The organism is Frigoribacterium sp. 2355, assembly GCF_054060695.1.
On sequence record NZ_JBSSDL010000002.1, the window covers coordinates 16,704 to 30,705 of the forward strand.

Genomic DNA, 14,002 nt, shown 5'->3' on the forward strand with positions numbered 1-14,002 from the left:
CTCGCACCGCCCTGACAGGAGAGAACCATGACCAGACGAACGACCACCCGCCTCGCGGCCGCCCTCGCCGCGGTCGCCGCCCTCGGCCTCGCCCTGACCGCCTGCTCGTCGGACGGCTCCGAAGCCGGCGCCTCGAACGAGCTGGGCACCGTCTCGGCCGGCACGTTGCGGATCGGCACGACCGGCGACACCAAGCCGTACGCGTACACCGAGGACGGCGAGCTGCAGGGCTTCGACGTCGAGATGGCGAAGGAGGTCGCGAAGCGCCTCGGGCTGAAGACCGAGTTCGTCACGCAGGAGTTCTCGGCCCTGCTGCCCGCCGTCGCCAACGGGCAACTCGACATGGCGGCCGCGTCCATCAGCGACACCGAAGAACGCGAGAAGACGGTCGACTTCAGCGACCACTACTTCATCGGGTACATCTCGGTCCTGGCCGCCGACGGCTCGGGCATCACCGACGACGAGTCCTCGCTCGACGGCAAGCGCCTCGGCATCGTCCAGGGCACGATCCAGGACAGCTACGCGCAGGAGAACTTCACCGGTGCCGAGCTCGTGCGCTTCCCCGACAACAACAGCGCCGTCGCCGCGCTGGGCTCGGGCACCATCGACGCGCACTTCCTCGACTTCCCCGTGGCCGAGGAGTACGCGGCGGCGTCGAACGGCTCGCAGACCATCGCGATCAACGTCGCCGTGCCCGAGTTCCCGGTGGGCTTCCCGATCGCGAAGGGCAACGACGCACTGAAGACGGCCGTGGACGGGGCCGTCGCCGACATCGTCGCCGACGGCACCTGGCTCGAGATCGACCAGGAGTTCTTCCCGGACCAGCCCGTGCCCGACGAGTTCCAGCCGAGCGAGTGAGCAGGGGGCGACCGTGAACTTCTCCGACGCGCTGGCCAACATCGGCCGCAGCTTCTTCGACGGCGAGGCGATGCTGCGCACGCTGCCCGACATGCTCGCCTACGGGGTGTGGAACACGCTGCTGCTGGCCCTCTGCGCCACGGCGATCGGCATCGTGGTCGGGCTGCTGCTCGCGGTGATGGGCACGAGCCGCCATCGCCTGCCGCGCGTGCTCAGCCGCATCTACACCGACGTGTTCCGCGGGCTCCCGGCCATCCTCACGATCCTGCTGATCGGCACGGGCCTGTCACCGCTCTTCAACCTGTTCACGCGGGGGAACCCGTACCCGCTGGGCATCCTGGCCCTCAGCCTGATCGCCAGCGCCTACATCGGCGAGATCTTCCGGGCCGGCATCCTCGCCGTCGACCGTGGTCAGCTCGAGGCGTCCCGGGCGCTCGGCATGAGCCACGGCGACTCGATGCGGCTCGTCGTGATCCCGCAGGGCATCCGCCAGGTGCTCCCGTCGCTGGTGAACCAGTTCATCGCGATCGTCAAGGACTCGTCGCTCGTGTACTTCCTCGGCCTGATCACGTCGCAGCGCGAGCTGTTCCGCATCGGCCAGGACGCGGCCATCACCAACGGCAACCTCTCGCCGCTCGTGCTGGCGGGCGTGTTCTACCTGATCATCACGGTGCCGTTGACGCACCTGGTCAACGTCATCGACCGCCGACTGCGCGAGGGCCGCTCGTTCGGGCGGCGCCCGTCGGGCACGGTCCCACCGGCCGCCCCGCCGACGTCGGCGGGAGCGGTCGCGACGGTCGCCCCCACCCCCTCGGCCGCAGCCGCCCCCACCGCCGAACCCCTCGCCCCCGCCACGTCTGGAGCCCCTCGATGACCGCCCTCACCGCGCCTCCTGCCGTGCCCGCGGTCCAGACCGCCGGCGACCTCGAGATCCGGGGCCTGACCAAGGACTTCGGCGCCACCCGGGTGCTGCACGGCATCGACCTCGTGGTGCCCGCCGGCACGACGACCTGCATCATCGGCCCCTCGGGGTCGGGCAAGTCGACGGTGTTGCGCTGCATCAACCGCCTCGAGGAGCCCTCGGGCGGCGAGGTGCTGCTCGACGGGACGGACGTGCTGCACGGCTCCGAGGACGCGCTGCGTCGTCGGGTCGGCATGGTGTTCCAGCACTTCAACCTGTTCCCGCACCGGACGGTGCTCGACAACATCGTGCTGCCGCTGCGCCGGGTCCGTCGGGTGTCGGCGGCCGAGGCCCGACGGGTCGCGCTCGAGCGACTCACCGAGGTCGGGCTCGCCGAGAAGGCCGACGTGCGGCCTGCGTCCCTCTCGGGAGGCCAGAAGCAACGCGTCGCCATCGCCCGGGCCCTGGCGCTCGGACCCGAGGTCATGCTCTTCGACGAGGCCACCTCGGCCCTCGACCCCGAGCTGGTCAAGGGCGTGCTCGCCCTGATGAAGGGGCTGGCCGGCGCGGGCATGACCATGGTCGTCGTCACCCACGAGATGGGCTTCGCCCGCGAGGCCGCCGACCAGGTCGTCTTCATGGACCGTGGCGTCGTCGTCGAGGCCGGGCCGCCGGGCCAGCTCTTCGACCACCCGCGCACCGACCGGCTGAAGACCTTCCTCGACCAGGTGCTTTGACCGCAGGACCCGAGGAGGCGCCGTGCCGGCGTGACCGGCACCGCGCCTCCTGCAGTCTCCGCACTTTTCCCGCACCCCCCGTTCGCGTACTGGACAGGGGGGTCTTGTTTCGTCGTCGAGGCGGGCGTACGTTCCGAACGGGTGGCAAAGACGCCACCGGAGACGAGAAGATCATGCACAGACGGATGAGGACTCTGATCGCGGCGGGGGTCGCCGCGAGCGTCGTGGGGGCGGTGGTGCCCGCGCTCGCCGCTCAGTCGACACCGACCGTGACCACCAGCGACCGGCCGGACTTCGGCCCGAACGTGACCGTGTACGACCCGAGCGTGCCGGCCTCGACGATCCAGGCCGACATCGACGCGGCCTTCGACGCGCAGCTGCGCAACCCGACGGCGCAGTTCGGCGGCCAGCGCCACGCCTTCCTGTTCGAGCCCGGCACCTACGGCCGGGTCTTCGCGAACCTGGGCTTCTACACGGCGCTGCAGGGGCTCGGCAAGGACCCCGACGACGTCACGATCCGGGGCGCGGTCAACGTCGACTCCGGGTGGAACGCCGGCGACGAGAAGAACGCCACCCAGAACTTCTGGCGGTCGGTCGAGAACCTCGCCGTCGAGCCGGAGTCGGGCGTCGACCGCTGGGCCGTGTCGCAGGCCGCACCCATGCGTCGCGTCCACATCAGGGGCGACCTGACGATGGGGCCGTCGAACCAGGACGGCGGACAGGGCTACTCGTCGGGCGGCTACATCGCCGACAGCAAGGTCGACGGCACCGTCAGCTCGGGGTCGCAGCAGCAGTGGTACACGCGCGACTCGACCCTCGGCTCGTGGCAGGGCGGCAACTGGAACATGACCTTCTCGGGCGTGCAGGGCGCGCCCGCGAACGACTTCTCGAAGAGCTACACGACCCTCGCCACGACGCCGGTGACGCGCGAGAAGCCGTACCTTTACCTCGACGACGCGGGGGACTACCACGTGTTCGTCCCCGCGCTGCAGCGGGACTCGGCCGGGGTCACCTGGCCGGGCACCCCCGGCACCGACCTGCCGATGCGCGACTTCTTCGTCGCGCACCCGGGCGACTCGGCCGCGACGATCAACGATGCCCTGGCCCAGGGCTTGAACCTGTTCTTCACGCCGGGCACGTACCCGCTTGACCAGGCGGTCAAGGTCACGCGGGCCGACACCGTCGTCACGGGCATCGGGTTCCCGACGCTCGTCCCGACCAGTGGCAACGCGGTGCTGACCACGGCCGACGTCGCCGGGGTGAACGTCTCGGGGCTCGTCGTCGACGCCGGCACGCAGAACAGCGACCAGCTGATGCGACTCGGCACGACGGGCTCGCACGTCGACCACGCGGCGAACCCGCAGAGCGTGCAGGACGTGTACTTCCGCGTCGGCTCGAGCATCCAGGGCAACGCGACCACCACGTTGCAGGTGAACTCGGACGACACGATCATCGACCACATCTGGGCCTGGCGTGCCGACCACGGCGGCGCCCCCACGGGCTGGACGGTCAACCGCGGCGCGACCGGCGTCGAGGTGAACGGCGACGACGTCCTGGCCACCGGCCTGTTCGTCGAGCACTACCAGCAGTACCAGGTGGTGTGGAACGGCGAGCGCGGCCGTACGGTCTTCTTCCAGAACGAGCTGCCGTACGACGTCCCCGACAACGCCTCGTGGCAGAGCCCGACCGGCGAGGGCTGGGCGGCGTACAAGGTCGCCGACGGCGTGACCAGCCACGAGATCTGGGGTGGCGGCGTGTACTCGTTCTTCAACGCCAACCCGCAGGTGCGCCTGGCGCAGGCCTTCGAGGTGCCGCGGGTGCCGGGCGTCAAGGCCCACGGCGTCTTCACGGTCTCGCTCGGTGACGTCGGCACGATCTCGAGCGTCATCAACGGCGTCGGCGACTCGGTGCCGACGGCCGCGGGCAACACCGTCCCGAGCCGGGTGGTGACGTACCCGTGACCGGACGCCCTGACGACACGAACCGACGCACGGACACGAACCGACGCACGGACACGAACCGACGCACGACGACGAGCGGAGACACGATGAGGACCGACCAGCACCTGACGACACGCACCCTGACCCGTCGCACCCTGACGCGTCGCATCCTGACCGGCGTCGGTCTGGCCGCCGCCGCGGCGCTCGCCGCGACCACGGTCGCCGCCACGCCCGCCCCGGCCTCGGCCGAGACCTCCGCCGAGCAGGCGATCGTCTGGTCCCAGGAGTTCGACGGCGGCGCGGGCAGCGCCCCCGACCCCTCGGTCTGGAACCTCGAGACCGGTGGGGGCGGCTGGGGCAACGGCGAGTTGCAGAACTACACGAACTCGCGGTCGAACTCGGCCCTGGACGGCAACGGCAACCTCGTGATCACCGCGAAGCGCGAGGGCGACGGGTCGTACACCTCGGCCCGGCTGACCACGCAGAACAAGTACACGGCGCAGTACGGCCGGGTCGAGGCGCGCATCCAGATCCCGCGCGGCCAGGGCATCTGGCCGGCCTTCTGGATGCTCGGGGCCGACCTGCCCACGAACGCCTGGCCGAGCGCGGGCGAGATCGACATCATGGAGAACGTCGGCTTCGAGCCGCACCGCGTGCACGGCACCGTCCACGGCCCCGGCTACTCGGGTGGCGAAGGACTGACCAGCACGTGGCAGCACCCGCAGGGCTGGTCGATCGCCGACGACTTCCACACCTTCGCGGTCGACTGGGCGCCCGGCTCGATCACCTGGTCGGTCGACGGGCAGGTCTACCACCAGGTCACGCCGGCCAGCACGGGCGGCGACCCGTGGGTCTTCGACAAGCCCTTCTTCATCATCCTCAACGTCGCGGTCGGAGGTGCCTGGCCCGGCTATCCCGACGGCAGCACACCGCTGCCGCAGCAGATGAAGGTCGACTACGTGCGCGTGTACCGGTAGGCGACGACCCGAGGAGGCGCGGTGCGAAGGGGGCTCGCACCGCGCCTCTTTGCGTCGGCCGCGCCTGCGGCCCGCCCGGGCACGAGAGAGGGGCACGGCCGCGGAAGAGTCCGTAGCCGTGCCCCAGATGCCGATGTTGTCGCATGAGCTTCACGGGCAGGGATGCAAGCAACACCGGCCAATGAAGACGCAAGAAAACGCCTTCGACCCGTGTGACAGTACGCGTCCGTCGGCGATCGTGTTCCCAGCTCGACGCGGGTCAGGCCGAGTTCTTGCCGCCGGCCGAACGGGACATGCCGCCCGCCTCGCCTCGAGGGGCCTCGTGTCGGCGTTCCGCCTCGGCCTGGGCACGGACCCCGGCCCCGGGGTCGGTGGCGTCGAGGCGGGCGGCGATCGCCCGGTCACGTCGTCCGCGCCGGACGACGCCGACGGCGGCCACGACGCCGACGGCGACGATCAGGCCGACGACGACGGTGCTGACCTCCACGACGCTCACGGCGTCGGCACCCCCGACGAGACGACGACGATCACGGCGATGATCGACCCGAGCACGGTCAGCCCGAGGTAGAGCCAGAGCGGCGCGGCGCTGCCACCGACCCGGCGGCGCACGACGACGCTGCGGCCGATCAGGTAGACGAGCGGGCCGAGCAGGGCCCACGCCCAGGAGAAGGGTCGCTCCAGCCCGCGGGAGCGCAGCGTGCGGTGGTCGAGCCAGGCGAGCAGCACGATGCCGATCCAGAGCACGAACGAGGCGATCTGCACGACGCCCAGGTCACCGGCGTCGACGCCCGTCCGGCCCGGGACGGCCAGTTCGAGGGCGCGACGCATGGTCACGACCACGAGGCCCATCGCGATGATCGGCGAGAGGGCGATCGCGGTGACGAACGGTGTCGCCGTGAGGGCGATCCGTGGTTCGACCGGGGTCGCCCCCGCGCCGGTGTCGCCCTGGCCGAGGCCTCGGTGGTCGGTCACGATGTCCCCCTCGTTCCCGGAGGGGAGTGCCCCGTCCGTCGTCCGCCCGGACGTCTGCGTGCCGGACCTGTTCTCGACCCTACGACACCGACCGGTACGACCGACTCCCGCTGTGGACGGAGTGGGGGCCACCGGGGGATAACCCCCGCGCGGGTCCGTGGGTGCACGTGATGTTCCGGTACCGGGCCCCGCGGCGAGGATCGTAGACATGAACGACACGACCTCCGCGACCATCGCGACCCGCGCCTCCTCGTCCCCCACCACCCGCCGCCGCGCCGCCCTCGCGGCCGGTCTCGGCGTCGCGGCGCTCGCCGTCGTCACGCTCACGGGGTGCTCGGGGGTCGTCGACGCGGCGAAGAGCGCGCTCGGTGCGGAGCAGGTGCAGCAGCGCCACTTCGACACCGCCGCCGACGCCCCGAGCACGGCCGACTCGACCGACGTCGCCTGGTTCCTGCCGGCCTGGGTGCCGAGCGACGCCCGCGACGTCGACGTGCGCCTCGACACGCAGGAGCCCGGCTACGAACTCTCGTTCACCTCCGAGACCGGGCCCGACCTCGCCGCCTGCACCCCCGTCGACGGCGACCTCGGCGGCCCGGCCCTCGACCCCGCGACGCTGCCCGAGCCGTTGCCGACCTCGGGGCTCGTCAGCTGTGGCGACGGCCGCGTCGTCGCCGAGGTCGACGGGCGTTGGGCCAGCTGGACCACCGTCGACGCGGTGCCCGGCGACGACGTCAACTCGACGCTGCGTCACTGACCTCACCATGCTCCGACTTCACCACGCCCCCACGACCCGCACAGGAAGATCACGATGACCCCCACTCCCCAGCCCCAGCCCGTCCCGTCTCCCCGTCCGGCTGACCCGACCCGAGGAGGCGCGGTCCCCGTCGCCCGCGTCCGGAACGTCACGAAGTCCTTCGGCCAGGGCGACGGCCGCGTCGACGCGCTGCGCGACGTCTCGCTCGACCTGCCGGCCGGCCGGTTCACGGCCGTCATGGGCCCGAGCGGCTCGGGCAAGTCGACCCTGATGCACATCACCGCCGGTCTCGACTCGGCCACCTCGGGCCGGGTGCTGCTCGGCGACACCGACATCACCGGCCTCGACGACACCGAGCTGACGCTGCTGCGTCGTCGCCGCATCGGCTTCGTCTTCCAGGCGTTCAACCTCGTGCCCACCCTCGACGTGTCGGCCAACATCGAGTTGCCGTTCCGTCTCGACGGGCGTCGGGCCACGGCCGACGAGCGCGCCTGGATCGACTGGCTCGTCGCCACGCTCGGCCTCGGTGCCCGGCTGACGCACCGGCCCCACCAGCTGTCGGGCGGGCAGCAGCAGCGCGTCGCGATCGCCCGCGCCCTCGCCACCCGGCCCGACCTGATCTTCGCCGACGAGCCCACCGGCAACCTCGACTCGAAGGCCGGCCGCGACGTGCTCGACGTGCTGCGCACCGCGTCGACGGACCACGGCCAGAGCATCGCGATGGTCACCCACGACCCGGTCGCGGCGAGCTACGCCGACCGCGTGGTGTTCCTCGCCGACGGCCGCATCGTGCACGAGATCGACCGCAGCAGTTCGGCCGAGATCTCGGGCGTCATGCTCGACCTGGAGCGTGTCGCGTGAGCGCCCGCGACCAGCTGCTCGAGCACCGTCCGAGCATCCTCGTGGCCGCTCTCGGCACGACCTTCGGCGTCGGCCTGCTCGGCGTCACCCACGTGCTGGAGCAGATCGTCGCCTCGGACGCCGCGGTCGCCGCGAGCGGCACGGTCTCGACGATGCTCGGCTTCGTCGCCGCGGTCTTCGTCGGCCTCGCGCTCTACGTCGGGGCGATCGTCACGGCCAACACCTTCGCCACCGTGGTCGCCGGCCGGACGCCGACGATCGCCCTGATGCGCCTGCTCGGCTCGTCCGCACGGGACCAGCGTCGGGCCGTCGCCCGCGAGGGTCTCGTGGTCGGGGTCGCCGGGGCCGTGCTCGGGACACTCGTGGGGCTCGCCCTTTTCGTCGTCGCCGTGCGGGTGCTCGTCGGTCGCGGTCGCCTGCCCGACCTCGCGTACTCGTACTTCTCGGTGGGCGGTCTCGTCCCGGCCGTCGCCGTCGTGCTGACCACGGTCGCCGCGGCCTGGGTCGGCTCGCGTCGCGTGCTGCAGGTGACGCCGCTGCAGGCGACCGACGCCGCGCAGGACGCCCCCGTCGCGGGCCGGAGCCGTCGCCTCGTGCGGACGGTCGTCGCCGCCCTCCTCGTCGCCGGCGGTGGTCTGCTGCTCGTCGCCGGGGTCGTGGTCGGGCTGGTCGACGCGATGGGCGTGCTGATCGCGTTCTTCGGTGGCGTGCTGTCGTTCACCGGGGTCGTCGTCGGCGCCCACGCGCTGATGCCCGCCGTGCTGAGCGCCGTCGGTCGGACCTTCGGCACGAGCCAGGTGGCCCGCCTCGCCGCCGAGAACGCGGTGCGTCAGCCCGAGCGCAGCACGCGCGCCACGATCGGCATCGTGATCGGCGTGACCCTGGTCACGACCCTGTCGGTCGCGCTCGAGACGCTGCGCAGCTTCATCTACTCGATCGAACAGGACCCGTCGTACGCCGCCGAGCTCGACCAGGTGTTCACCACGACGCTGCTGATCGTCGCCGCCCTCGTCGGCTTCTCGGCCGTGATCGCCGCCGTCGGCATGGTCAACGACATGTCACTGAGCGTCCTGCAACGGAGGCGCGAGCTGGGTCTGCTGCGCGCGATCGGCTCGACCGCGGGTCAGGTGCGCCGCATGATCCTGCTCGAGGCGACGCAGATGGCGCTGACGGCGATCGTCGTCGGGGTCGTGCTCGGCGTCGTCTACGGCTGGGCCGGAGCCCAGGCGTTGCTCGGTTCGGCGAACCAGGGCCTGCTGATCGCGCCGACGCTGCCCGTCCCGTTGCTGCTCGGCCTGGCCGTGACGGCCGCCGTGCTGGCCGGGGTCGCCGCCCTCGTCCCGGCCCGCCGTGCCACGTCGGTCACCCCGGTCGAGGCGCTCGCCGCGCGCTGACCGGAGCGGCGGCGCCCGGTGCGCCACTCGCCGGCGGTCTGATGAACCCCGTTCACGACGATGAACCCCGAAAGATCGGGGTTCATCGTCGCAAACGGGGTTCCTCGGCCGACCAGGGGGCATCCGCCGGTCCACCGCCGACGAGCGGAATCGGTCAGGCGTCCGTGGCGGGAGGCGCCGGACGGGGATGCCGGATCGTCGCCACCGTGCCGATGACGCAGACCACCGCCAGGGCGGTCAGTCCGACCAGGAGCAGGGCGCCGACGACGGACGTGCCTCCGTCCTGCACCACCCCGACCAGAGCCTGGACCGCGCAGACGAGCCAGAAGACCGCTCCGATGCCCCAGCCGACGGAGGACCCTCGAAACGTCGGCCGTTGCAGTCGGAGCCGACCTCTCGGCTGTTCCGCGTCCTCGTCCATGACCACTCCCTCGACGTCATCGGCACTTTCACCGTACGTCGAGTGCCGCGATCATTCAAGGAGGTGCGGCGACGGTCGAGCGTGCCGTCACGGTCTGGTGCGACGGCCAGGTCCGGCCGAGGGGAAACCGCTCCCGCGCCTCCTCACTCGTTCTCGTCCCGCGCCTTCGAAAAGAGCTCCTTCGTGCGGAGCAGCCGCAGGGAGGTGACGAGGACGAGCCCGCCGAGGATGTTGAAGAGCAACGTGTAGCCGAACCACCCCGCCCATTGGGCGTAGCTGATGTCGCTGCCCGCCTGGATGGCCCCGAAGATGAGGAGCGAGTCGAGGATCGAGTGGAACAGCTGCAAGCCGGCCAGGAGGAACGCCCCGGCGACGGCAGCCGCGATCTTCGCAGGGTCGGAGGTGGTTCCGTGCTGCATGCGGGTCATCAGCGTGATCGTGCTGCCACCCAGGACGGCCAGGATCACGGTCTGCAGGGAGAACGGAGCGTCCACGAAGTGGTGGGCCGACTCGTCGAGGGTCGTGTGCCATTCGGGGAAGGCCTGGACGACGAGCCACATGAAGATCCACCCGCCGGCCAGGTTGGCGACCAACGTGGCGCCCCAGAGCTTGAGGAGTTGCAGGAACGTGCCCTCCTTCGCCGCGAGTGCGGCGATCGGCAGGAGGAAGTTCTCGGTGAAGAGCTCCGAGTGCGCCAGGAGCAGCGCGAGGAACCCGATGCTGAACGCCAGGCCCGCGAGCAGGTGGCTGCCCGTCTCGGTCAGCACGGCGAGCATCGCCATGATGCCCAGGCCGACCTCGAGGCCTCCGAAGAAGCCCGTGATGAGCGTGGTGCGGAGGGTGCGGTGCAGTCGCTCGGCGCCTTCTTCCACGGTCGCGTCGAACGATTCGTCGAGTTCGTCCTCGAGGGGTTCGTCCGACTCGCCCAGTTCTCGCCGACGTCGTTCGCTCATCGCTCGTTCCTTTCGCGGGAACGAGTCTCGTCCTCGGGGTGAACAGTAGAGACGAAACGGACTCCGTGTGACGCCGCTCCTGGATCACCCGGGGTCAGGAGGCGCGGGCGGCCAGGCTCTCGAGGAGATCCCTCGTGCCCGGCGTCGTGCTCGGGGACGTCGACGCTGCCGCAACGCCCACCGCGCCCGTGACTATCAAAGCGTTCGGCTTAAGTCCAGATCTGTCGGGCATCCCGGGCGCAGGCGCAGGCTGGGCATGTCTTGAGGGTGGTTCAGGTCCTCAAGGCGTGCGTTGGCACCGGCCGGGTCCGGTGCGAGCTGCCGGCGACAGGGTCCCGTTCGGGTCGGGACCCTGTCGCCCTTCCTCGTCGGCGGTCTAGTGTCAGGTCTCGAGGAGAGCCGAGCGGACGCATCACCGATGTGGTCTCGTCACCACGTGTGGCGTCGCGAAGACGGCCGGCGCAGTGCGCAGTGAGATCCGCACACCACCACAGCTCAGACCCTGCTGTCAGCACCGTCGGGCGTTCTCCGTCTAGGAGCAGCCATGGGATACATCGTCTACGACGGCGACGTCCTCGAGTTCAAGGTCGAGGACCGTCTCCTCGCCCACCTCCAGATCGTCATCGTGAACAAGTTCCGCCAGAACGAGTCGTTCATGTTCTCGTGGAAGGAACCGATCGAGACCGGCGACGGCCGGTCGACCGTCTGGCTCTCGCCCCAGATCAGCCTCCGGTTCAAGTTCGCCGGCAGCCGCACGGTCGAGATCAACCCCACGTGGCTCGCGGCGCTCTACGCCAGTGCGTCGTCAGGCCGGGGCCTCTACCCCGAAGCAGAGCCCGATCACGACCCGGCGACCCACCTGCCCGGCGTGACCGGCACGCACGTCGACTGGGCCACCGACCGTCCCGAGCCGTCGAGGACGAGGGCGGCGAGACCGCCGAGTCGCGCCTAGCCCGCGGGGCGCCACGTCTGGCCTAGCCCGCGGGGCTCCACGTCCGGAGGGTGCTTGCAGGGACCGGCGCGACGCCGTTCACCAGGCGGTCGGGTCTCCGACTCCGCTCGCGACGAAGATGCAGAACGGGTGCCCTGCCGGATCGGCGAAGACGTAGAGGGCCTCGTCGGGGTCGGCGCTCTGGTCGTCGACGACCGTCGCGCCGAGCGAGACGGCCAATGACCGTTGGCGCTCGAGCGCGTCGGCGTCGGCCACCATGAAGTCGAGGTGGAGTTGCTGGCGCACCGGCCCGTCGGGCCAGGTCACCCGGGGCAGCTCGGGGACTCGCTGGAAGGCGAGGCGGACGCCCTCGGAGGTGCGGAACGTCACCCACTGGGCCCGATCGTCCGACCCGTCCGTGGGTGGCTCGTCCCCGGGGCGGTAGGTCCCACCGACCAGCGCGAAGTAGAAGGACGCGAGACCGCGGGCGTCCTCGGCGTCGAGCACGGTCTGGCGCAGCTGGAGGTCCACGAGGGGAGGCTACGCCTCGATCGGAGCGCTGGCGACCGCCTACCGCGCACGCTATGGTCCGGGCATGACACAACGTGCCGGCCTGGTCTCCCGCGTCGTCCTGGGTGGCGGTCTGGCGGCGTCCGTCGTGGGCGTCGTCGTGCTCGTCGTCGCGTCGGCGCGACCCGTGTCCTTCGGGTGGTTCGCGTACGCCCCCTTGTCGGACACGACCTTCACCGCCGACGGCGTGCACGTGTTCTCGACCGCGAGTCTCGTGGGCGCGGTCGTCCTCGTCGTCGGCCTGCTCGTCCTGGCGGCATGGCTCGGCTACCGACGAGGTGCGCGCCGCCGGGGCTGACGCGGCGACGCGAGGGTCGCCCGTCGGGCGGAACGCTGCTAGCTTCCCGGCATGACCTGGCCCGCCGTCCACATCTCACGTGCGTTCGACCACGACGTCACCGCCGTCTCGAGCGTCGCCGGCGACCCGGAGAACCTGCCCGCGTGGGCGGCCGGTCTGAGCGCCGGCATCCGTCACGACGAGGGGCGGTGGTTCACGGACTCACCCATGGGGGTCGTCGAGGTCGCGTTCACCGGGCCGGTGGAGCTCGGCATCCTCGACCACGACGTGACCCTGCCGGACGGGACGGTCGTGAGCAACCCCTTCCGCGTCGTGGCCAACGACCAGGGGAGCGAAGCCGTCTTCACCCTCTTCCGCCGGGACGGGATGTCGGAAGCGGACGTCGAGTCCGATGCCCGCCTCGTTCGTGGTGACCTCGACCGGCTGGCGACGCTGCTCGACGAGCGTCTCCCGCGCGCCCGGTAGGGGAACGGCCGACGGGCGCACGGCTCGGAGGTCGTCCCGCGACGAGCAGGAGCTCGCGTCAGGCGTGCCAGCCCCGGCGCTGTGCGCGGACGGCCAGCACGACGCCGACGACGGGGAACACGAGGTAGGCGACCAGGACGACGAGGTGGGTGCCGCTGAGACCCGCCGAGGCCATCACCGTCGAGGCCGCGAGGGCGAGGAGTACCACGCCCACGGAGGCGAGCCACGAGGCCGCCTTCTCCCGTCGGCTCCAGGCCCTCGCCTGGCTGACGAAGAGGAGGCCGGCGAGTGCACCGACGACCGGCACCAGGAACGAGCCGACGATCAGGACGACGACCGCGACGATCGAGAACGTCCGACCGGGAGGAGGCGCGTCCGGGCTGGTGAGAGGAGCCTCGCCGACGGTCTCGGCGCGCGCCCCGGCAGCGATGAAGGCCGGGTCGCCGAGTTGCCGGATGCGCGCGGCCGCGGCCTCGGCGTCGAGACCCTGGAGCTCCTCCCGGATGCCGGTGACGATGTCCCGGTGGAGGTCTGCCGGGAGTTGGTCGAGCTCGGAGTCGAGCTGCGCGAGGTAGGCGGTGGTGATCTCGGGTGTGGTGTCAGTCACGGGTGTCTTCTCCGATGAGTCGGTGTACCGAGGCGGTGAACGGAGCCCACTGGAGGCGGAAGGCACCGAGCTGGTCGCGCCCGAGGGGTGTGAGCCGGTAGTACTTGCGGACGGGCCCCGTCGCGGACGGCTGGTCGAAGGCGGTCGCCAGGCCTTGGGCCCGGAGGCGACCGAGGATGGGGTAGAGCGTCCCGATGCTCGCGACGAGACCCGCCTCGACGAGCTGCTCGGAGAGCTGCCAGCCGTACATGGGCTCACGGTCGAGCAGTCCGAGGATGCAGTACTCGACGACCCCCTTGCGCAGTTGCGCCCCCACGTCTGCTGTCATGCGTCACAAGCTACCTTGCGGTGCAAGACAGGTCA

The 14,002-nt window shown here is 71.1% G+C and carries 18 protein-coding genes; 11 read left to right on the top strand and 7 right to left on the bottom strand.

All coding sequences use genetic code 11. The annotated features are described in order from the left end of the window. The first annotated feature begins 27 nt into the window (after window positions 1-27). The 5 genes from ACVJ1F_RS02905 to ACVJ1F_RS02925 all read left to right on the top strand — a co-directional run bounded on the left by ACVJ1F_RS02905 (window position 28) and on the right by ACVJ1F_RS02925 (window position 5,413). Window positions 28-858 carry an ABC transporter substrate-binding protein gene (locus ACVJ1F_RS02905; protein ID WP_456884578.1) on the top strand — a complete coding sequence of 277 codons (831 nt, stop codon included), beginning with the start codon at window positions 28-30 and terminating at the stop codon, window positions 856-858. Between the two features lie 70 nt (window positions 859-928). Beyond that, window positions 929-1,732, top strand: coding sequence for an amino acid ABC transporter permease (locus ACVJ1F_RS02910; RefSeq protein WP_456884933.1), 804 nt, complete (start codon window positions 929-931; stop codon window positions 1,730-1,732). Continuing rightward, a complete protein-coding gene (locus ACVJ1F_RS02915; RefSeq protein WP_456884579.1) occupies window positions 1,729-2,496 on the top strand; it encodes an amino acid ABC transporter ATP-binding protein in 768 nt (255 codons plus the stop codon). Before ACVJ1F_RS02910 ends, ACVJ1F_RS02915 begins: the two co-directional genes overlap by 4 nt. 185 nt (window positions 2,497-2,681) lie before the next feature. Beyond that, entirely contained in the window at window positions 2,682-4,457 is a 1,776-nt protein-coding gene (locus tag ACVJ1F_RS02920; protein ID WP_456884581.1) for a hypothetical protein, read from the top strand. An 86-nt stretch (window positions 4,458-4,543) separates the two neighbouring features. Continuing rightward, a complete protein-coding gene (locus ACVJ1F_RS02925; RefSeq protein ID WP_456884583.1) occupies window positions 4,544-5,413 on the top strand; it encodes a glycoside hydrolase family 16 protein in 870 nt (289 codons plus the stop codon). A gap of 259 nt (window positions 5,414-5,672) precedes the next feature. On the opposite strand, the gene ACVJ1F_RS02930 is transcribed toward ACVJ1F_RS02925, so the two are convergent. Both ACVJ1F_RS02930 and ACVJ1F_RS02935 read right to left on the bottom strand, forming a co-directional pair. Then, window positions 5,673-5,909, bottom strand: a complete 237-nt coding sequence (locus tag ACVJ1F_RS02930) for a hypothetical protein (protein WP_456884585.1) — start codon at window positions 5,907-5,909, stop codon at window positions 5,673-5,675. Beyond that, on the bottom strand, window positions 5,906-6,385 hold the full coding sequence (locus ACVJ1F_RS02935) for a hypothetical protein (protein ID WP_456884586.1): 480 nt from the start codon (window positions 6,383-6,385) through the stop codon (window positions 5,906-5,908). The genes ACVJ1F_RS02930 and ACVJ1F_RS02935 overlap by 4 nt, the downstream gene beginning before the upstream one ends. 208 nt (window positions 6,386-6,593) lie before the next feature. On the opposite strand from ACVJ1F_RS02935, the gene ACVJ1F_RS02940 reads away from it, so the two are divergent. From ACVJ1F_RS02940 to ACVJ1F_RS02950, 3 genes are read left to right on the top strand one after another with little or no spacing between them, the layout of a single operon-like run. Then, complete coding sequence (locus ACVJ1F_RS02940) at window positions 6,594-7,139, top strand: hypothetical protein (RefSeq protein ID WP_456884588.1); 546 nt, start codon at window positions 6,594-6,596, stop codon at window positions 7,137-7,139. 54 nt (window positions 7,140-7,193) lie between these two features. Further along, complete coding sequence (locus ACVJ1F_RS02945; protein ID WP_456884590.1) at window positions 7,194-8,000, top strand: ABC transporter ATP-binding protein; 807 nt, start codon at window positions 7,194-7,196, stop codon at window positions 7,998-8,000. Then, the gene (locus ACVJ1F_RS02950; protein ID WP_456884591.1) at window positions 7,997-9,394 is read left to right on the top strand and encodes an FtsX-like permease family protein; all 1,398 of its coding nucleotides are present in this window, start codon (window positions 7,997-7,999) and stop codon (window positions 9,392-9,394) included. The genes ACVJ1F_RS02945 and ACVJ1F_RS02950 overlap by 4 nt, the downstream gene beginning before the upstream one ends. Window positions 9,395-9,548: 154 nt before the next feature. Here ACVJ1F_RS02950 and ACVJ1F_RS02955 read toward each other — a convergent pair whose 3' ends face one another. Continuing rightward, window positions 9,549-9,815: a hypothetical protein gene (locus ACVJ1F_RS02955; RefSeq protein WP_200413255.1), complete on the bottom strand. Its 267-nt coding sequence runs from the start codon at window positions 9,813-9,815 to the stop codon at window positions 9,549-9,551. 143 nt (window positions 9,816-9,958) lie between these two features. Then, the gene (locus ACVJ1F_RS02960; RefSeq protein ID WP_056047038.1) at window positions 9,959-10,768 is read right to left on the bottom strand and encodes a formate/nitrite transporter family protein; all 810 of its coding nucleotides are present in this window, start codon (window positions 10,766-10,768) and stop codon (window positions 9,959-9,961) included. A 544-nt stretch (window positions 10,769-11,312) separates the two neighbouring features. On the opposite strand from ACVJ1F_RS02960, the gene ACVJ1F_RS02965 reads away from it, so the two are divergent. Then, entirely contained in the window at window positions 11,313-11,720 is a 408-nt protein-coding gene (locus ACVJ1F_RS02965; protein WP_192124281.1) for a DUF7882 family protein, read from the top strand. A gap of 78 nt (window positions 11,721-11,798) precedes the next feature. On the opposite strand, the gene ACVJ1F_RS02970 is transcribed toward ACVJ1F_RS02965, so the two are convergent. Continuing rightward, window positions 11,799-12,230 carry a VOC family protein gene (locus ACVJ1F_RS02970; RefSeq protein ID WP_456884594.1) on the bottom strand — a complete coding sequence of 144 codons (432 nt, stop codon included), beginning with the start codon at window positions 12,228-12,230 and terminating at the stop codon, window positions 11,799-11,801. Between the two features lie 64 nt (window positions 12,231-12,294). Here ACVJ1F_RS02970 and ACVJ1F_RS02975 point away from each other — a divergent pair, with 64 nt between their 5' ends. Continuing rightward, window positions 12,295-12,567 (top strand): hypothetical protein, encoded by a 273-nt coding sequence (locus ACVJ1F_RS02975; protein WP_456884596.1) that lies wholly within the window; start codon window positions 12,295-12,297, stop codon window positions 12,565-12,567. Window positions 12,568-12,618: 51 nt separating this feature from the next. Further along, window positions 12,619-13,032 (top strand): SRPBCC family protein, encoded by a 414-nt coding sequence (locus ACVJ1F_RS02980; protein ID WP_200413257.1) that lies wholly within the window; start codon window positions 12,619-12,621, stop codon window positions 13,030-13,032. Between the two features lie 58 nt (window positions 13,033-13,090). Here the strand turns inward: ACVJ1F_RS02980 and ACVJ1F_RS02985 are convergent, their stop codons facing one another. Both ACVJ1F_RS02985 and ACVJ1F_RS02990 read right to left on the bottom strand, forming a co-directional pair. Beyond that, complete coding sequence (locus tag ACVJ1F_RS02985; protein WP_456884598.1) at window positions 13,091-13,639, bottom strand: HAAS signaling domain-containing protein; 549 nt, start codon at window positions 13,637-13,639, stop codon at window positions 13,091-13,093. Then, complete coding sequence (locus ACVJ1F_RS02990; RefSeq protein WP_056047026.1) at window positions 13,632-13,967, bottom strand: PadR family transcriptional regulator; 336 nt, start codon at window positions 13,965-13,967, stop codon at window positions 13,632-13,634. The genes ACVJ1F_RS02985 and ACVJ1F_RS02990 overlap by 8 nt, the downstream gene beginning before the upstream one ends. Window positions 13,968-14,002 lie beyond the last annotated feature (35 nt).